The sequence below is a fragment of the Pseudomonas libanensis genome, from assembly GCF_001439685.1.
Lineage (GTDB): Bacteria > Pseudomonadota > Gammaproteobacteria > Pseudomonadales > Pseudomonadaceae > Aquipseudomonas > Aquipseudomonas libanensis.
The window spans coordinates 30,186-47,739 of the sequence record NZ_JYLH01000014.1 but is presented as its reverse complement, the minus strand read 5'-3'; the positions used below and the strand labels follow the sequence as shown (position 1 = coordinate 47,739).

Here is a 17,554-nt window from a genome sequence, read left to right as displayed (position 1 = left end):
ACTCAGAGATAGGAAAGGAACAGGCTGTCGAGCAATCGCGACCACCCGGAGACCATCACGAACAAGAGCAATTTGAGCGGCAGGGAGATAGTCATGGGCGAAACCATTTGCATACCCAGCGCGAGCAGGAGATTGGAGACGATCAGGTCAATCACGATAAAAGGGATATAGATCAGGAAGCCAATTTCGAACCCCGCCTGCAACTGCGACAGTACAAAGGCTGGCACCAGCAGGATCAGGTCCTCACGCTGGACTTCCTGTGCCATCTGCGCCGGCCACATGCGCGCGGAGTTTTCCAGCAGGTGGGTCAGAATATCCGGGTCGCTGTTGCGCAGCATGAAGGTGCGCAACGGTTTGATCGCCTCCGTCCCCGTCTGTTGCAGAGCACCCACGCTGGTCAGGTCCAGGGGGGACACCTTGACGATCTCGGCCATCTCGTAACCGACAGGCGCCATGATGAACAGGGTCGCCGCCAGCGCGATGCCGTTGATCGCCATTCCCGGAGGCACCTGCTGCACACCGATGGCGTTGCGGGTGATCATTAACACAATCACGATCTTCAGAAACGCAGTGCAGACGACCAGCAGCATGGGCATCAACGACAGCGCCCCGAGAAATATTGCCAGGACGACCGGATCTATTCCCTGGAAACTACTCATCGAGAAAAAATCACGCGAGACATCTGCAGCCCCAGTCGCCCATCCACTTCAACCAACTGGCCGAGGCCCAGAGGGCGGTCACCGTAATAGAGGCCGGCTGTGCCGGGGGCGTACCCAGATACTCCCAATACCGCGCCAGGTGCAAGGTTGCGTAATTCGCCGAGCGTCAGATTCAGCGTACCGCAACGCACATTGAGCGCCATGCTCAATTCATCGAAGGGTTCATGCCCGAACACATCCGTCACTGCCGTCTCATCCTCATGCCCTGAGTAGGGCTGTGCTGCAAAATCCTCGTCCACAAGCATGTCCTCGATAGAAGTAAGGGTCAGGCGCATCGGCCCGGATTCGGCGTCAATCCAGCCCACCAGGCGCCGTTTGCCAACCTGTACATGACCGGTTCCCGACGCGCTGAAAAAGGCCTGTTCAAGCACCAGCACGTCACCGGCCCGCAAGCTGTGCAATTGGTACACGGGCAACTGCAGGCGCCCCAGCGTCACGTCAATCGCCAGTTGAAACTGCGTCGGCATTGGCTTGGCCATGGGGCGCCAGGGCCCTGCCTGGCATAACGCCAGAAAGCTATCGACGGATAGCCACAGGTGGCCTGCAACACGGGATGCGCCGAGCGTCACGCAGAATCGGCAGCCAAAATTCAAGGGCCGGGTGCCTGGCAGTAAACGCAAATGACCAAACAGCGCCTGCACCTGGGGGCTCAGATGATGCTGGAACAAGGCCCAGAACCAGGCATCCGGATCGTTGCCGGCCTGCGCCAGTGTCACCGGGCATTCACCCATCAAGCTCAATTGCGGTCCCGGCTCACTGAAGGCCAATACCCCGCAGGCGGTTTCGAAACAGAGCGGCTGGATACCCACAGGGGCAGCACCAGGCTCCATTTTCAACTCGCCACTTGAGCCGGCGACTTCAAACGGCATACGCATCCCGTGCCCCAACCGCTGCCGGGCAACCGCGATATCAGCTTTGAACGTAGGAAATATAAGAGGTGGCAGCATCATGCCGGCGCCGATCTGGCCAAGTACAAACTCACGGGCTGACCCATGCTCGCAGCCAGCCGTTGCTCACATTGTTGGCGTACCCCACTGAGCCAGCGCGCCGAAGCGTCTTGCTCCGCGTCCAGCTCAACGCTCCAACTGCCCTGCTCTCGACGAATATCGGCATTGATCCGCCCAAGGCGTCCGAGGTGAAAGACCGCCATCAACGGCCACTGCGGGCCGACGAGCATTCGCGGCGCCAACTGCTCGGTCAGCGCCTCGATCATGGCGACATCGCCCGACGTTTTGATTCCGTTCAGAGAAGCTCCGTATCCGCCCCCGCCCTGACCGTCATCGTCAAACAACTGGCTAAACAGTCGCCGTTGCTCCCAAGGCACCAAGGCATTGAACTCGGGTGCACGCTCATCGCGAGGCTCGCGCGGGCGCTGACGTTCAGGTGTCGTAACTGCAACCTGTTTCATATCGGCTCCTGCCGCACTAGATCAGACAACTCTTGAATTTTTTCCACTTGGCGCAAGCATAAAGTGACCTGCTTTTGCGCCTGGTTGACCTGCACCACCTGCTCTTGCTGCCGCCCTTGCAGCCGCAGCAATTGATGTTCTTCGCGCTGCGTGCCCGCCGACAATTCCTGTTCCTTGGCACTCCAGTTCTTCAGCGCCTTGAACGTCACCACCTGCCCCTGGTGCTCGCTCAAGAGTTGCGCACATTGCCGGGCCTCTTCCTGGCGAGTCCGCTCGAGCACGTCCTGCATTTCGCGGATGTGCGCGACCAGCGCTTGCTGAGCCCGTTTTGCCTCACGCAACGCACGCTCCGCGCGATCGGCACGATGGCGGCGCAGGCGCCGCAAGGTATCGATTTCACCCGATAAAACTTCAGAATGGGACATGGGCAGTCAGCTCAGTCAGTTGGTTCATGGTGACGGCTAGCGGCGAAGGTTCCCGCAAGTCCTGACGCAGAAACCCGTCTACCGCCTGCCGACTGTCGACTGCCAAGTCGGTGAGGGCATCGTTGCCGGGTTGATACTCTCCCAACTTGAGCATCAGCTCGATCTGCTGGTAAGCCGACAGCAGGCGCCGCAACGCCGTACCGGCACGGATATGCGCAGGCTCAGCGACATTGCTTAAAATCCGCGAAAGACTGGCCAGGACGTCGACCGCCGGGTAGTGGCCGCGCTCGGCCAGCTTGCGTGACAGGACGATATGACCATCGAGCAGAGAACGCACTTCATCCGCCACGGGATCATTCATGGAGTCCTGCTCGATCAGCACCGTGTAAATAGCCGTGATCACACCTTCGCGGGTCAACCCGGCGCGCTCCACCAACCGCGGCAACAAGCTGTAGACCGACGGCGGCAAACCACCGCGCCCCAAGGGTTCACCGGCAGCCAGGCCGATTTCGCGTTGCGCCCTGGCGAAGCGGGTCAGGGAGTCGATCAGCAACAACACCCGCTGGCCCTTGCGCCGGAAACCCTCGGCCAGCGCGGTTGCCGTGAACGCGGCGCGCGCGCGCTCCATGCTTGAGCGGTCAGAGGTGGCGCACACCAACACCGCCTTGGCCCGCAACTGTTCATCCAGCTCGTGATCGAGAAACTCGCGCAATTCCCGGCCCCGCTCACCAATCAGACCGAACACGATCACATCGCATTCCACGTTACGGGCGATCTCGGCCAACAAGGTGGTCTTGCCGCAACCGGCGCCGGCAAACAGCCCGACACGCTGGCCCTCCCCCAGCGTCATCAGCCCATCAATCGAGCGCACGCCCGTCGCCAGTGCGCGGTTGATCCGCGGCCGTTCCGTAGGCAGGGGCGCCTCGCACAACACCGGGGTCGCATCAGATGCGTCCGCTTCAACGAATGCGCCGGCACCATCACCCGCAATCGGGCGACCAAAACCATCCAGCACCTGCCCCAGCAACTCATCACCGACCCGTACCTGGTGTGGCACCCCCAGCCGCTCAACGCTGGCACCCACGCGCACACCTTCCAGATTGCCCAGGGCGCTCAGCACTGCATCGCGCTGGTCGAACCCGATGATCTCCGCCAGCATGTAGTCACCTGGTGTTTTCTCGACCTGGCACAGGTCACCGATACGGGCCTGGGGCAATCGGCATTGCAGCAGCATGCCGTTCACGCGCTGAATGCGTCCGCGCATCGTGACCGGGGCGAAGCTGCTCAGCGCCTGGGACTGGGTCAGTTGCCAAGCCTCCAGGCGTTCCTGCAACGACCCCTTCACCAGCCCACCTCATAACGTTGCTCGCCGTCGAACACCACTTTGCTGTTGTCGATCAATACCAGGCGCAGGCCATCCACTTCATCGCCCACGAACAGCCGGGTTCCCTCCTCGAGTACCACATGGCCGTTCGGGCCACCGACAATCTGCAAGATCCTGAACGGCAACCTGCCGTCGCGGACCCGCACGCGGCTGATCACCGGCACGCCGGTATCGAACTGCTCGGCAAAACGGTCGAGCATACGCGCGATCAGTTCCACTTCTTCCTGGGAAACGACACCATTGAGGGCTATCTGGTCATTGACGATCTGCAAGCTGACACGCTGGAGCAGCTCGCGCTCGGTGAGCATCTTCATCAGTTGCTGGCGCACCTCGGAGGGCGAATCCAGCCCGGGTTTCTGAATCACTGCCGGCATCAGCGATGCCTGGGCCTCGCGCTCGCCACTGAAGATAATACCGACCGCCATGATGATCACGGCGCATAACAGAAGCAGGCTGACCAAGCCTTTTTGCTGCGTCGACGAAATGGACGACAGGGTCAATGGCAGCGGGGTCTGGGACTCAGGCGCCACTACCTGCCTGTCCTGCTTGGGCGCCGGAGCCTGTAGCCAAGGCTGGTCGGCCTGGCTGACACACAAGCGGACACTGCCAATTACAAACGCAGTGTTGAGCGCCAGATCGCTGATTTGCGCCAACATTTGTCCATCGCTGCTTTTCAACAGCCCAGCCTCAGCCTGCACCGACCACCGGCCTTCGGCCAACAGCAGGCGCGCGTGATGCTCGGCGATACCTGGATCATCCAGCAAAAGATCGGCATCCGCGTGGGCGCCAAGGCTCCATTGCTCGCCAAACAACGGCAGCGCGGCCCCTTGATGCAAGCCGTCCAACACCCGGAGTTCGAACATCAGTGCGTCCCCCCATATTCAAGTAGCGATGTGTTCATGCCAACGTCCCGTGCATCAACTCATCTTGGCTAAGATCAAAACGCCCCAGCACCTTCACCTTGGAATTGCTCCCCAGCTCGGCGAAGGACAGCACCGGCACATGGTTGAATTCCTCAAGCAACAAGGTCCGTAAAGGGCTACGCAAGTCTTGCGCCACCAACATCACGCTTTTAATTTTGGCCCGGGCACTGAAGGCCTGGTTAAGCAGGTTGACCAGCGCCGCGCTATTGTCGTTGTCGAGTGCAAAGAACACGCCCGTCTGGGTCTGGCGCAGAGCCTCGCGCAGGGTGTTTTCGGTTTGCGGTGATAACAACCAGGCATGCAGGCCATCGGCCTCGCTGTACTGGTGGAAGATCTGCGACTTGAGGGCAATTCGTGCATAGTCGGCCAGCGCTTCCGGCTCACGCTCATGCTGGCCGTACTCGATCAGCGACTCGACAATCAGCCTCACGGCGCGCAGTGGAACCCCTTCGCTGGCCAGGCGTTGCAGCACCGCCGAAAAGCGCGATATCGGCATGATGCGTTGCAGTTCCTGCACCAACTCAGGTTGATTGTGTTCAAGCCAACTGAGGATTGCCTTACTCTCCTGGATCCCCAGGAACTGCGGCCCGCTGAGCATCATCGCCTGCTTCATGCGCTCGACGATCAAGCTCGTCGCACTGAAGCGCTCCAGCTGCGAGTCATCAAGCAATGGGTCATCAGGTGGCAGCCAGAGCCAATCCTGTTCATTGCGCTCGGCCAATCCCGGTATGCCATGCTCAGGCTCAACCGTAAGCGCAGCGCGAGCCACGGCCACTCGCTGGACCACCGACGCCTTGACCATAGGTACTTCATGCACGCAGAAGCGCATTTCATCGGCGGCCAGTGAGTCATCGATCTCGACCTCAAACGGCGGCAATGTCAGGCCGATATTGGCAACCAGGGAGTTTCGCACCTGACGGATTCCATGAATGAGATCCGTCACCTCAGGCGTTCCTCGCAAGGCCGAGGGAAACTGCAACAGGTAGGGCCGGGACGGATCGAACCCGCGCAAGTCCTCCTTGCCGTTTTCTTCGGGCCGCGGGGCCTCGACGGCTTCGGCTTCTGGCTGCGCTTGCCTGCGACGCCGACGGTCGAGGTAATAACCCAGGGCGCCTGTCATTATCGAGATCAGGATAAACACCAGGGTCGGCATGCCAGGCACGATCGCAAACACCAGCATCGCCACCGATGCGATCATCCAGCTCCTGGGTTCGCTGGTCATCTGCCGGGCGATTTCAGCCCCCATGTTCGTGACGCCCTTGTGCCTGTCCGGTGCCACACGGGTAATGATCATGCCGGCGGTCAGGGAGATCAGCAGCGCGGGAATCTGCGCAATCAAGCCGTCACCGATGGTCAGTACCGAATACAGCGCCATTGAATCGGCAGCGCTCAATCCGTGCTGGAACATCCCCGTGGAAAACCCGCCCAGCAGGTTGACCACCACAATGATCAACCCAGCGATGGCGTCGCCCTTGACGAATTTCATGGCGCCATCCATCGCACCGAACAACTGGCTCTCGCGAGACAACTGTTCACGCTTGTCGCGCGCTTGCTCGCCGTCGATCAGGCCGGCACGCAAGTCACTGTCGATGGACATCTGCTTGCCAGGCATCGCGTCCAGGCTGAAGCGTGCCGCCACTTCGGCAACCCGCTCGGAGCCCTTGGTGATGACCAGGAAGTTGACCAGAGTCAGGATCAGGAAGATGACCATACCCACCGCCAGGTTGCCGCCTACCACGAAGTTGCCGAAAGCCTCGACGATATCGCCGGCGTCCTGTTCAAGCAGGATCAAGCGTGTCGTGGCGATCGACAGCGCCAGGCGAAACATGGTGGTCAGCAGCAGAATCGACGGGAAGGAAGAGAATGCCAAAGGCCCGGGCAAGTACAGCGCCAGCATGATTAGCAGACAGGAAATGCAGATATTCAGTGCAATCAGGATGTCCACCAGCCAGGTGGGCAGCGGCACGATGAAAATGAACACAATCGCCATGATCACCACGGCGCCCAAGACTTCGGCACGCTGCGCCAGCTTGAGCAGTACGCCGTTGATGGAGGACAGCACGCTCACGCCAGAATGCTCGAGTCGGGAAAGCGAGGATTCTTGCCTTCTTGACGGGCAAGCTCATCCATCACCAACAGGAAATTATGCAGCGCCTCTTGGCGAGACCGGCTATCCGGCCATAGCGCCAGCGGCAAGCTCTGAAACAGCGGGTAAAGCATATTCAGAGACACAAGCGTGGACGTGTTGCCCCCCATGTCGTCGGCCAGGCGCATCACTTCATCTGAGGCAATGCCGGTGCTGGCGTAGCCCAGCAGGCGTTGCAGCAGGTTTACCGCATGCAGCTCAATCGCCAGGTTCTGGGTGAAGTCACGGCAGCTGCACAACACCCCGCTCAACGCACCGCAACTACGCAGCCCCACCAGCAGGGTGCGCAACATTGCCGTAGGCAGAGACGAGACGTGGGCAGCGATGTCGGCGGTCAAGGCACTGGACATCACATTCAGCCCGTGGGCAAAGCGGTCGTCGCCGTAAACGCCCAACAGGGCCTGCATCATGCTCGCCAGGGATTGCCGCGTCACCACACTGGCGTAATAGAGCGCGCGCAGCGCCTGGCGCTCCTGGGGATCGCCACCGGCCTTCTGCAAGGCCACGGCAATATTCAGGCCTGCCTGGATCTGGCCTTTGAAGCGGATCTCCAACTTGGCAATCGCATCCCGTGCCAGGGCGGCTTCGGATTTGCGCGCTTCAGCATCGGCCTGCTCCAACACCGACTTGAGTACCACAAAGGTACGGGCCGGATCACCGCCAGTGGATTCCAGCAATTTATCTACGCTGGGCTGCATCAGCAATTGCAGCCTGATCCGTCGTGCAATCGCCGAAAAACTTTCCTGGGCCGGATGACCCAGCTGCTCATACAGCTGCGAGAACGCCTGGACCGGGGGCACACGCACCCCGATTTTGCGTTTGTCCAACGTGCGGCTGTTGGGCTCTACCTCCTGGCTGAATTGCAGAAAAAGATCATCGATACCTTTGCCCGGCTCAGGCTTGGCGACCGGGCTGACGGTGTTCAGCTCCAATCGAGGGGGCGTTGGCACTTCGTTGGTGGATTCGACTTTCATGGGCAGGCCAGTACAGGAAGAGATTGTCCCTGTGTGGCAGAGCCCGCGCAGATGGTTCCATCGAAATCCGACCCACCGACAGCGTGAAAAAACCTGCACGAGCCTCTGATGCCTTTTGCAAACTACTGCACAAAAGCGTCATGCCAATAAAGTATTTATTCATATAAATCAGCTAGTTAGCAATGGATTCTCCGTTGGCACAGGCGGTGCAAAAGAGGTAGCCGTCGAAATCATTTCGACAGCGTCTACCTTAAGGAAAACATCATGAATATCCCTATTGGAGCTATAGCTCACCTTGTTGGCAGCTCGCCTCAATTCATGCTTCACCTGACAGACGACCAACAGAAAAAACTCCGTCGCTTCATTCACAAACGCGTGCTCAACCCGGAAGATGCGGATGACCTTCTACAATTGACCTACTTGGAAGCCTGGCGTAATCGCGAGCGTTTCAGTGGCACTGCAACGCTCAGCACCTGGATGTGCGGCATTGCGCAGAACCTGATCCGCAATCACTTTCGACGCTTGTATGCCAAGCCGGCGCATTGCGAGTTCGATGAGTCGCTGTGGCACGGCCAGGAAGAAAACAATAGCCTGGACTGGGAGTTCGAGATCAACCGGCGCCTGGAAAACACCTTGAGCGCTATTGATCATTTGCCGACCGAGATGCGCAAAACGTTGTACGCTTCATTGGAGACAGACGGCAGCTACCAGGATACCGCCGACGTATTGGACATACCTATCGGCACCGTTCGCTCGCGCCTGTCCCGGGCACGTGAGCAACTCAAGCGGGTGACTCACAACACAATGCAGCAGTAACCTGACTTAACCGGTCAAGCGTTGGGCGACAGGGATATCTGCCCAACACCGTCAAGCCTGGTGCATTACCGAACGAGCCAAAGCCATCCGACGTCGCTCTGGCTGCCGTCACCACGATCCATACCTCCTCCCCGGATAATCAAAGCCAGTGACTGTAAAGAGTTGGGTTGATGCATGAGAGGCACGCAGCCCCTGCCGCCCGTCGCCCAAAGCGGCGCTTTCCTTTAAACAGTTGAAAGCGTAGAAAAATTTTCGATAAAAAGGCTTGACGCATTGCCGTTCCAGGCGAATAATGCGCGCCACTTGGCTACATAGCTCAGTTGGTTAGAGCATAGCATTCATAATGCTGGGGTCCGGGGTTCAAGTCCCTGTGTAGCCACCAAGTACTAAAAACGGCTTACCGAAAGGTAGGCCGTTTTTTATTGCGCGCAAAAAAACTTCCCAACTGTATTTTGACGCTCCCCTACCCCACTGTTAGTGTCCAGCCTCCCTTCACACACGGAGTGCCTCACTGTGAAACTGGACATCTACCAGGTCGACGCCTTCAGCCACCACCCCTTCGGCGGCAACCCAGCGGCGGTGTGTCCGCTCACCGAATGGCTGCCCGACGAGCAACTGCAGAATATCGCGGCGGAAAATAATCTCTCGGAAACCGCATTCTTCGTACCCCGTGGCGACTTCTATGAATTGCGCTGGCTCACTCCCGAAGTCGAGGTGGACCTGTGCGGCCATGCCACGTTGGCGGCGGCATGGGTATTGATCCATAAGCTGGCCGATGCACCCGAGGTGCTTCGTTTTGCCACCCGCAGCGGCGAGTTGCGGGTGACACGCAATGGCGATGAATTGGCGATGGATTTCCCGGCCAAACAGCCCGAGCGCTGCGAGCCGCCGAGCGGGATGTTGAGTGCGTTGGGAATTGAAAAAGCCGAGGTGTTTGGCACCGACGACTACATCGTGCTGGTAGAGGATGAAGCGCAGGTGGCGGCGCTCACACCGGATTTCGCACGACTCAAGGGCCTGCCTAAACGCGGGATTGCGGTCACCGCCAAAAGCACTCGGTTTGACTTTGTCTCGCGCTGGTTCGGCCCGAATGTGGGGGTCAATGAAGACCCGGTCACCGGCTCGGCGCACACCTCGCTGGCACCGTTCTGGGCCGAGCGCCTGGGCAAATCGCAATTGACCGCCGAGCAAGGCGGCCAGCGCAAGGGCCAGTTGCGCTGTGAACTTCAGGGCGACCGGGTGATTATCTCCGGCAAGGCCGTGCTGTATATGCAAGGCACGATCTACCTGTAGAAAGCAGTACCCCAAGGACAACAGATCATTCTCAAAATGAACGGAGTTCAGCGCGTGTTTTTGATTTCCCGCCGCCATCTGACGGTCATCGCAACAGCCCTGGCCCTCGCGGCCTGCCACACTGCCGTCACCGAACAACCATTGGCACCGGAGCTGGGCTCGGGCTATCGCACCGACCTCAGCACCCGCCACGCCGAACGCCACATGGCCGCCGCCGCCAACCCACTGGCCGCCGAAGCCGGGCGTGAGATGTTGCGCCAGGGCGGTTCGGCCATCGATGCGGCGATAGCCATGCAGGCGGTGCTGACATTGGTGGAGCCGCAGTCTTCCGGTATCGGCGGCGGTGCATTCATCATGCTGTGGGATGGGCAAAAGGTGCATGCCTACGACGGCCGCGAAACCGCGCCGGCGGGTGCGACCGAGCGTTTGTTCCTGAAGGCCGATGGTACGCAAATGGCGTTTACGGATGCCCAGATTGGTGGACGTTCGGTGGGTACGCCAGGGGTATTGCGCGCCTTGGAGATGGCGCACAAGAAGAGCGGCCATCTGCAATGGGCCAAGCTGTTCGAGCCGGCGATCCGCTTGTCGGAACAAGGCTTCGCTATTTCCCCGCGCTTGCACAGCTTGATCGCGGCTGACCGCTTTATCGCACAATCACCGGAAATGGCGGCGTACTTCCTGAATGCCGACGGCTCGCCAAAAGCCACCGGCACGCTGCTGAAAAATCCGGCGCTGGCCGCGGTGTTCAAGCGCATCGCCAAGGAAGGGCCGGACGCGCTGTACCACGGGCCGATTGCCGATGAGATCGCACGCAAGGTGCAGGGCAATCACAATGCCGGCAGCTTGTCCGTGGCCGACCTCAAGAGCTACAGCGCCAAGGAACGCGCACCCTTGTGTACCGACTACAAACAATGGAAGGTCTGCGGCATGCCGCCGCCTTCCTCGGGCGGGATTGCCGTAGCGCAGATCCTAGGAATGCTGCAAGCGCTGGAAGCCCGCGACCCTCGCCTGGCGATCGCGCCGATGACACCGGTCAAGAGTGCCTCGCCGGCCGGGCTTGAGCCAACAGCCGAAGCGGTACACCTGATCGCCGAAGCCGGACGCCTGGCCTTTGCTGACCGTGCACTGTATGTGGCTGATGCAGACTTCACGCCCGTACCGGTTGCCGGCCTCGTCGCGCCCAATTACCTGGCCCAGCGCGCCGCGCTGATCGGTGAACGCAGCATGGGCGTCGCCAAGCCCGGCCAACCCGCTGGCGTGCAGGTGGCGTATGCACCGGACCGCTCGCCGCTGCGCATCTCCACCTCGCAAGTCGTAGCGGTGGACGACCAGGGCGGCGCCGTATCGATGACCACCACCGTGGAAGCGGCGTTCGGCTCACACCTGATGGTCCAGGGCTTTTTGCTCAACAACCAGATGACCGACTTCTCGTTCATCCCCGAAGAAAACGGCCAGCCTGTGGCCAACCGCGTACAACCCGGCAAGCGCCCGCGCTCGGCCATGGCGCCAACCTTGGTGTTCGACCGCCAGACGGGTGAGCTGCTCGCCACCGTCGGCTCCCCCGGCGGTTCGCAGATCATCGAATATGTGAGCAAATCCCTGGTGGCGATGCTCGACTGGAGGCTCGACCCGCAAGCAGCCATCAGCCTGCCGAATTTCGGCAGCCGTAACGGGGCCACTGAACTGGAAACCGGTCTGTTCAGCCCCGCGCTGAAACAGGCACTTAAGGACAAAGGTCATGCCCTCAGCGAAATCGAGATGACCAGCGGCATCCAGGCCATCGTGCGCACGCGGGAGGCCCAGGGCAAGGTGTCCCTGAGCGGCGGCGCCGACCCTCGGCGCGAAGGCGAGGCGCTGGGCGACTAGGGTGTATTGATCAAAGGAGAATGCACGGTGCACAAAGCCCATAACCTCAATGCCCTCCCCGGCGTCGATCATGGTTTTTGCTCGATTGATGATCCCCTGCGACCCGATGACGTGTTCATTTGCAAACAAGTGCACAGCGCGTCGGTGATCGAGTGGCAACCGGGTCAGTTGGTCAACACGATTGAGGCCGACGGGGTGCTCACCCGCAGCCGCCAGCCGATTGCGGTTATCACGGCCGATTGCTTACCCATTCTGATCGCAGGTGGTGAGTGGGTAGCGGCCATTCATGGTGGCTGGAAGGGCTTGCAGCGCGGGATCATCGGCAATGCTGTGCAGCGCTTCATAGATAAAGGCATTACCGCAGACCAACTGCGAGTGGCGATTGGGCCGTCGATCAAACCGTGCTGCTATGAGGTGAGCGCGGCGTTTATTGCCGAGTTCCAGGCCGATCAAGGCCACCTGTGGCAGCACGGCCAGGCGCCCTGGAGCATTGAGCAACCGGCACCGCTACAAGCCCCGCACATTACACCGCCCTATGCCAGGCAAACAGGAAGTGCCTGGTTTGACTTGAGCGGGTATGGGCTGCTGTTGCTGCACGCGGCCGGGGTCAAGCGCGAACATATCGAGGTGAGTGACGTATGCACCTACTGCACCTCGCCGGCGTTTGCCAGCTATCGCAGGAGGACTCATCACCCGGCGGAGAACAGGACGTTGATCTATTCGTGGATTGCTCGTACAGACCAATAAAAAAACGCCTACAAACCAACCTCTCAGGCCCCCTGACTATCGCCAAAACTCAAAATGCCTTGTCATTTTTTGCGATAAAAACCCTCTTGAGCAGTGCCTTCTCATCTGCGATTTTCTGGCCCGCCCTTTCTTGCCAGAGGCTACGTCAAAGACGTAGAATTTCGCGTGTTGACCATCATAGAATCGCCTTTGTTCAGCAGGCTATGGCCGGACTATTGGACTGAAGAGGAAAAAGGTATTTTCATGGCGTTTCTTGCCAGCCATCCTGACTCAGGGAATGTTATTGCGCGCTCAGGTGGCTGCCGAAAGATACGCTGGAGCATGGAGGGCCGGGGCAAAAGTGGATCGGTGCGAATTATCTACACTACGCAGTTGGAGTGCGGAGCAGTCGTAGCACTTCTGATTTATGGCAAGGGCGCCACTGAGAGTATTCCGGCACATGTCCTGTACAAAATCGCAAAGGAAATGAACCATGCCACTCACTGAGAAACAACTGAAGGAACGTGACGCCAAACGCAATATCGGCGAAGAATTACTGACAGCGATTCAGGATGTCAAAGCGGGGCGTTATGGCGCTGTGCGCCACGTCGAAGTTACGCAAGCTGCCGAAGCAAGAAGCAAGACAGGCCTCTCACAACCAAAATTCGCCGAACTTCTGGGGGTGTCAGTCAGAACCCTTCAAGAATGGGAGCAAGGGCGTCGCGCACCTTCTGGTGCAGCCCGCTCGTTACTACACATTGCGGCCTCAAGGCCGGATGTTTTTCGCGAAGTTCTCAGTAACGCCTGATGGCGTTACTGACCCGGGCCTATGATCAGCGGTTGATCTTCAACCCCTTGCGCCCCGCATGCCGCTCCAGCGCCAGTTCAATCAAGCGGCTCACCAGCTCGCTGTAGCTCATGCCCGCTGCCTGCCACAGCTTGGGGTACATGCTGATGCGGGTAAAACCGGGCAGTGAGTTGATCTCGTTGATCAGGACTTCGCCGTCACCGGTCAGGAACACATCCACCCGCGCCAGCCCTGCGCAACCCAACACTTCAAACGCTTCAATGGCCAGGCTGCGAATGCGCTCGCTGGCTTCATGGCTGATAGCGGCCGGCACCACCACCTGGGCGGCCTGGTCGTCGATGTATTTGCTGTCGTAGGAATAGAAGCCGTTGCTCACCACGATCTCGCCGCAACCGCTGGCAATGGGCTGGTCATTGCCCAGCACGGCGCATTCGATTTCACGGCCCTGGACGGCGGACTCCACCAGCACTTTTTCATCAAAACCCAGCGCCAGCTCAATCGCGGCGAGGTACTCGGCTTCGCTGCCGACTTTGCTCACGCCCACAGAGGAGCCCTGGTTGGCGGGTTTGATGAACATCGGTACGCCGAGCGTGTTCGCAGCCGCCTCAAAAGAGGTGCGTAATGCGTTTCGACGCGTAAGGGTAATGAACGGCGTGACAGCGATCCCGGCGTCACGCAGCAGGCGTTTGCTGATGTCTTTGTCCATGCACACCGCCGAGCCAAGCACGTCGGAGCCGACAAAGGGCAAGTCAGCCATGCGCAGCAAGCCTTGCAGGCAACCGTCTTCGCCAAGGGTGCCGTGGACAATAGGGAAGATCACATCGATGTGTTCCAGCAGGCCCTGGCCGGAGGTTTCCACCACTTGCTGGCTGGCCTTGCCCGGCACCACTGCCAACTCACGGTTGGATTGGTTGAGGGCGATCAGCGCCGGGTTTTCCTGGTTGATCAGGAAGTTCGACGTGTCGTTGAGGTGCCAGTGGCCGGCCTTGTCGATCCCGATCAGGATGGGCTCGAAGCGCGAACGGTCGAGGGCATCGACGATGTTGCGCGCCGATTGCAGCGATACCTCGTGCTCGGCCGAACGACCACCAAAAATAATCCCTACCCGCACCTTGCTCATGACCCGGCCTCACTGTTGAAAGTAAGGCTTCTTACCACGGGCGGTCAGCGATTCGCTACCAGATGTGCACCGAACAACAGGTAGCAACTGCCGGCAAAGCGGTCGAGCCACTTGCGCGAACGGCTGTAGAGGTTGGCCATGCGCTCGCTGGAAAACACCAGGGCGACGCTGGTGTACCAACTGAACGACAAGGTCGCCATGGTGACGACCGCCAGGGTCAGCAGCGCAGGCGATGGCGACGGCGGCATGGTCGAGGCGAAGGCCGTGGCGACGAACAGCGCGGCCTTGGGGTTGGACAGATTGCCCAGCAAGCCAAAACGCCAGGCGGAAAACAACGAGCGTCGCGGCTCATCGGGCAACAACGCTTGCCCCGCGGCTGGCGCCGAGCGTTTGAACAGCTTCAGCCCAAGGTAGATCAGGTAGCAGCCGCCGATGATCTTGAATGCCAGGTACAGCATGGGCGCGGCAGTAAACAGCGACTTGATGCCCAGGCCACCCGCCAGCCCCCAGATAATCGTGCCGGTCGCCACGCCCGCCGATGCCACCACGCCGTGACGTCGCGAACAGCTGGCGGCCAACTGCGCCGTATTGAAGAAGTTGGGGCCGGGCGTCACCACGGCGACCGTCCACAGCAACGCGAGTGACACCAAGGGCGTCACATAGGCAGGGTTGAAAAAAACCATGGAAGGCTCCACCAGTGCAGTAGACGAACCGCGATCATAGGCCCCGGCCGACGCCTGCACAATCGTACAAGACCCTGGGCAGACAAGCGCGGCAGACTCGGTTAACGTGTTTCCACCTCCTTTTGTGACAAGCCACCATGGGCAAACCCACCCACACCCTCGACTGGCTGCATCGCGCCCCGCACGCCAGCGGCCTGGACCGTATCGAGGCGTACTTTGCCGGCTTCGCGTTCGACCCCCATCGCCATGACACCTACGCCATCGGGCGCACTTTGTTCGGCGTGCAGAGTTTTCATTACCGCGGCGGCATAACCCACAGCCTGCCTGGTACCACCATGGTGATTCACCCGGATGAAATCCATGACGGCCGTGCGGGCAGCGAGGAAGGCTTCAAGTACCGGATGATTTATGTGGAGCCGGCGCTGATCCAGCAGATCCTCGGCGGCAAACCGTTGCCGTTCATTCCCGGCGGTTTGTCCACCGATCCGCGGCTGCACCGCGCCAGCGAAGTGTTGCTGCAAAGCCTGGATTGCCCGATAGACCCGATACAAGAACAGGACGCCATGTTCGACCTGGCCCAGGCGCTGAGCACTGCCTGCGGCGCCATCGTCAGCCGCAAATCCTTCGACTACGTCGCCGCCGAGCGTGCCCGGGAATTTATCCACAGCGCCCTGGGCCGCAGCATCACCCTGGATGAAATGGCCGACCACGCCGGCCGAGACCGCTGGGCGTTATCGCGGGATTTTCGCTTATTGTTCGGCACCAGCCCCTACCGCTACCTGACCATGCGCCGGTTGGATCTGGTGCGTCACTTGCTGGCCCAGGGCCAATCGTTGGTGGATGCGGCGATGACCGCAGGCTTCACCGACCAAAGCCACATGACCCGGCAATTTCGCAGCACCTACGGCATGCCGCCGTCACGTTGGGTGAAGATGCTGGGGCGCTGAGTGCTGGGTTGGAATACGTTCAAACTGTGGGAGCTGGCTTGCCTGCGATGCAGACACCTCGGTGTATCAGGCACACCGCTATCGCAGGCAAGCCAGCTCCCACATTAGGATGAGGTGGCGTTGCTGGCATTTGGTCATGGTTTGTAAAGGGCCAGCAAGCCGCGTCCCTTTAAATTGCAGGACGTTTCCGAGACAATCCCTGCCGCCTTGTGCCTGTCGGAATCGATGGCTAGTCTTCGGCCCGTCACTGAATTTCAGTGATCGGGTTTAGCAGCCCGAACTCAATAGGCACAGGTTCACCTATACGTTTATGGTGGCTGTGCGCGGGGCACTTTCGGGTGCGCCGGTTTTCCTATTGACCGGTCTGCTAACCCGCGTACAGCTGCCACCTTACGTTTAGCAGCGTGAGTGGTCGCTCCCTTGCTCAATAGGAGTTACACCATGACCAAAGCACTTCCCGATCCACCCATGGATTGCCTCGTCGTCAATGAAGAGCTCAGCTTCGAAGACGCTCAACTCTACATTTCCCATCTGATCAACAGCGCATCGGCCACGGTGTGGAACTGTTGCGATCACCTGCAACCCCACGACCGCGCCCGAATCCATGCCGCATGGCACCTGCTGGAGATGGCCAAGACCGTGGTAAACCGCACCATCGAGTGCATGCCACGTACCTGAAGACACCACAAAACCCATGTGGGAGCTGGCTTGCCTGCGATGCAGACACCTCGGTACATCAGATACACCGAGGTGATGCCATCGCAGGCAAGCCAGCTCCCACAATTGGACTCTGTTGTATTCAAAAGCGGGTTTGGCGTCCGAACGCTCTCTTTAGCTTGACAGCTGATTGGCAAACTGCCCGACCGCACTCACCACTTTTTGCGCACCGTCCTGGATTTCCACAATCACCGTACCCGCCTCCGCCGCCAGCGCCAGGCCCTGCTCGGCTTGCAGGCGACCGTCAGCCATCAAGGCCACCGCGTCGCGGGCCATGTCCTGGTTCTGGCGTACCACGCCGACAATTTCTTCAGTGGCTTTGCTGGTGCGTGAAGCCAGTTGCCGCACCTCATCAGCCACCACCGCAAAGCCACGCCCTTGTTCACCGGCACGCGCCGCTTCGATGGCTGCGTTCAGCGCCAGCAAGTTGGTCTGTTCGGCGATGCCGCTGATGGTCTTGACGATACTCCCGATCACTTGGGACTGGGCGTTCAGCGCCTCGATGCCTTCGCCGGCCTGTTGCATGTGCCGGGCCAGGTCACGCATCACTTCCACGGCCTGGGTCACCACCGTGGTGCCCCGCTGGGCGCTGTCGTCGG

The 17,554-nt window shown here is 59.9% G+C and carries 17 protein-coding genes, 1 tRNA gene and 1 pseudogene; 8 read left to right on the top strand and 11 right to left on the bottom strand.

The genetic code is table 11. From position 1 onward, the window contains the following. Positions 1-2: 2 nt before the first annotated feature. The 8 genes from sctR to sctW are packed head-to-tail and all read right to left on the bottom strand — an operon-like array spanning position 3 to position 7,979. Positions 3-659 carry a type III secretion system export apparatus subunit SctR gene (gene sctR / locus TU73_RS20740; RefSeq protein WP_057013793.1) on the bottom strand — a complete coding sequence of 219 codons (657 nt, stop codon included), beginning with the start codon at positions 657-659 and terminating at the stop codon, positions 3-5. Beyond that, positions 656-1,669 carry a FliM/FliN family flagellar motor switch protein gene (locus tag TU73_RS20735; RefSeq protein WP_057013792.1) on the bottom strand — a complete coding sequence of 338 codons (1,014 nt, stop codon included), beginning with the start codon at positions 1,667-1,669 and terminating at the stop codon, positions 656-658. Before TU73_RS20735 ends, sctR begins: the two co-directional genes overlap by 4 nt. Further along, a complete protein-coding gene (locus tag TU73_RS20730; protein WP_057013791.1) occupies positions 1,666-2,127 on the bottom strand; it encodes a type III secretion system HrpP C-terminal domain-containing protein in 462 nt (153 codons plus the stop codon). The genes TU73_RS20735 and TU73_RS20730 overlap by 4 nt, the downstream gene beginning before the upstream one ends. Then, positions 2,124-2,552, bottom strand: coding sequence for a type III secretion system stalk subunit SctO (gene sctO, locus TU73_RS20725; RefSeq protein WP_057013790.1), 429 nt, complete (start codon positions 2,550-2,552; stop codon positions 2,124-2,126). The genes TU73_RS20730 and sctO overlap by 4 nt, the downstream gene beginning before the upstream one ends. Further along, the gene (locus tag TU73_RS20720) at positions 2,539-3,897 is read right to left on the bottom strand and encodes a FliI/YscN family ATPase (RefSeq protein WP_057013789.1); all 1,359 of its coding nucleotides are present in this window, start codon (positions 3,895-3,897) and stop codon (positions 2,539-2,541) included. Before TU73_RS20720 ends, sctO begins: the two co-directional genes overlap by 14 nt. Further along, entirely contained in the window at positions 3,894-4,799 is a 906-nt protein-coding gene (locus TU73_RS20715) for an FHA domain-containing protein (protein WP_057013788.1), read from the bottom strand. Before TU73_RS20715 ends, TU73_RS20720 begins: the two co-directional genes overlap by 4 nt. A gap of 34 nt (positions 4,800-4,833) precedes the next feature. Next, positions 4,834-6,927, bottom strand: a complete 2,094-nt coding sequence (sctV, locus tag TU73_RS20710) for a type III secretion system export apparatus subunit SctV (RefSeq protein WP_057013787.1) — start codon at positions 6,925-6,927, stop codon at positions 4,834-4,836. Further along, positions 6,924-7,979 (bottom strand): type III secretion system gatekeeper subunit SctW, encoded by a 1,056-nt coding sequence (sctW, locus tag TU73_RS20705; protein WP_057013786.1) that lies wholly within the window; start codon positions 7,977-7,979, stop codon positions 6,924-6,926. The genes sctV and sctW overlap by 4 nt, the downstream gene beginning before the upstream one ends. A 264-nt stretch (positions 7,980-8,243) precedes the next feature. Between sctW and TU73_RS20700 the strand changes: the two genes are divergently transcribed. The 6 genes from TU73_RS20700 (at position 8,244) to TU73_RS20670 (ending at position 13,488) form a co-directional block, all read left to right on the top strand. After that, positions 8,244-8,795 (top strand): RNA polymerase sigma factor, encoded by a 552-nt coding sequence (locus TU73_RS20700; protein ID WP_057013785.1) that lies wholly within the window; start codon positions 8,244-8,246, stop codon positions 8,793-8,795. Positions 8,796-9,100: 305 nt separating this feature from the next. After that, positions 9,101-9,177 (top strand) — tRNA-Met (locus tag TU73_RS20695). Between the two features lie 131 nt (positions 9,178-9,308). Beyond that, the gene (locus TU73_RS20690; protein ID WP_057013784.1) at positions 9,309-10,088 is read left to right on the top strand and encodes a PhzF family phenazine biosynthesis protein; all 780 of its coding nucleotides are present in this window, start codon (positions 9,309-9,311) and stop codon (positions 10,086-10,088) included. Positions 10,089-10,124: 36 nt separating this feature from the next. After that, entirely contained in the window at positions 10,125-11,954 is a 1,830-nt protein-coding gene (gene ggt, locus TU73_RS20685) for a gamma-glutamyltransferase (RefSeq protein ID WP_057013783.1), read from the top strand. Between the two features lie 27 nt (positions 11,955-11,981). Beyond that, complete coding sequence (locus TU73_RS20680; RefSeq protein WP_057013782.1) at positions 11,982-12,701, top strand: purine nucleoside phosphorylase YfiH/LACC1 family protein; 720 nt, start codon at positions 11,982-11,984, stop codon at positions 12,699-12,701. A gap of 472 nt (positions 12,702-13,173) precedes the next feature. Then, positions 13,174-13,488: a helix-turn-helix domain-containing protein gene (locus tag TU73_RS20670; RefSeq protein ID WP_057013781.1), complete on the top strand. Its 315-nt coding sequence runs from the start codon at positions 13,174-13,176 to the stop codon at positions 13,486-13,488. Positions 13,489-13,513: 25 nt separating this feature from the next. On the opposite strand, the gene ddlA is transcribed toward TU73_RS20670, so the two are convergent. Next, positions 13,514-14,608, bottom strand: a complete 1,095-nt coding sequence (gene ddlA, locus TU73_RS20665) for a D-alanine--D-alanine ligase (RefSeq protein WP_057013780.1) — start codon at positions 14,606-14,608, stop codon at positions 13,514-13,516. Positions 14,609-14,652: 44 nt separating this feature from the next. Then, positions 14,653-15,291 carry a LysE family transporter gene (locus TU73_RS20660; protein WP_057013779.1) on the bottom strand — a complete coding sequence of 213 codons (639 nt, stop codon included), beginning with the start codon at positions 15,289-15,291 and terminating at the stop codon, positions 14,653-14,655. Between the two features lie 137 nt (positions 15,292-15,428). Between TU73_RS20660 and TU73_RS20655 the strand changes: the two genes are divergently transcribed. Both TU73_RS20655 and TU73_RS20650 read left to right on the top strand, forming a co-directional pair. Next, positions 15,429-16,238: an AraC family transcriptional regulator gene (locus tag TU73_RS20655; protein ID WP_057013778.1), complete on the top strand. Its 810-nt coding sequence runs from the start codon at positions 15,429-15,431 to the stop codon at positions 16,236-16,238. A 441-nt stretch (positions 16,239-16,679) separates the two neighbouring features. Next, the gene (locus TU73_RS20650) at positions 16,680-16,916 is read left to right on the top strand and encodes a hypothetical protein (RefSeq protein ID WP_057013777.1); all 237 of its coding nucleotides are present in this window, start codon (positions 16,680-16,682) and stop codon (positions 16,914-16,916) included. A 153-nt stretch (positions 16,917-17,069) separates the two neighbouring features. Here TU73_RS20650 and TU73_RS29660 read toward each other — a convergent pair. Beyond that, positions 17,070-17,501 (bottom strand): annotated as a pseudogene (locus TU73_RS29660) (methyl-accepting chemotaxis protein); the annotation flags it as partial. Positions 17,502-17,554 lie beyond the last annotated feature (53 nt).

Coding starts and splice junctions, on each gene's coding strand:
- sctR (WP_057013793.1), bottom strand. CDS start 659: ATGAGTAGTTTCCAGGGAATAGATCCGGTCGTCCTGGCAATATTTCTC.
- TU73_RS20735 (WP_057013792.1), bottom strand. CDS start 1,669: ATGATGCTGCCACCTCTTATATTTCCTACGTTCAAAGCTGATATCGCG.
- TU73_RS20730 (WP_057013791.1), bottom strand. CDS start 2,127: ATGAAACAGGTTGCAGTTACGACACCTGAACGTCAGCGCCCGCGCGAG.
- sctO (WP_057013790.1), bottom strand. CDS start 2,552: ATGTCCCATTCTGAAGTTTTATCGGGTGAAATCGATACCTTGCGGCGC.
- TU73_RS20715 (WP_057013788.1), bottom strand. CDS start 4,799: ATGTTCGAACTCCGGGTGTTGGACGGCTTGCATCAAGGGGCCGCGCTG.
- sctW (WP_057013786.1), bottom strand. CDS start 7,979: ATGAAAGTCGAATCCACCAACGAAGTGCCAACGCCCCCTCGATTGGAG.
- TU73_RS20700 (WP_057013785.1), top strand. CDS start 8,244: ATGAATATCCCTATTGGAGCTATAGCTCACCTTGTTGGCAGCTCGCCT.
- ggt (WP_057013783.1), top strand. CDS start 10,125: ATGAACGGAGTTCAGCGCGTGTTTTTGATTTCCCGCCGCCATCTGACG.
- TU73_RS20670 (WP_057013781.1), top strand. CDS start 13,174: ATGCCACTCACTGAGAAACAACTGAAGGAACGTGACGCCAAACGCAAT.
- ddlA (WP_057013780.1), bottom strand. CDS start 14,608: ATGAGCAAGGTGCGGGTAGGGATTATTTTTGGTGGTCGTTCGGCCGAG.
- TU73_RS20660 (WP_057013779.1), bottom strand. CDS start 15,291: ATGGTTTTTTTCAACCCTGCCTATGTGACGCCCTTGGTGTCACTCGCG.
- TU73_RS20655 (WP_057013778.1), top strand. CDS start 15,429: ATGGGCAAACCCACCCACACCCTCGACTGGCTGCATCGCGCCCCGCAC.
- TU73_RS20650 (WP_057013777.1), top strand. CDS start 16,680: ATGACCAAAGCACTTCCCGATCCACCCATGGATTGCCTCGTCGTCAAT.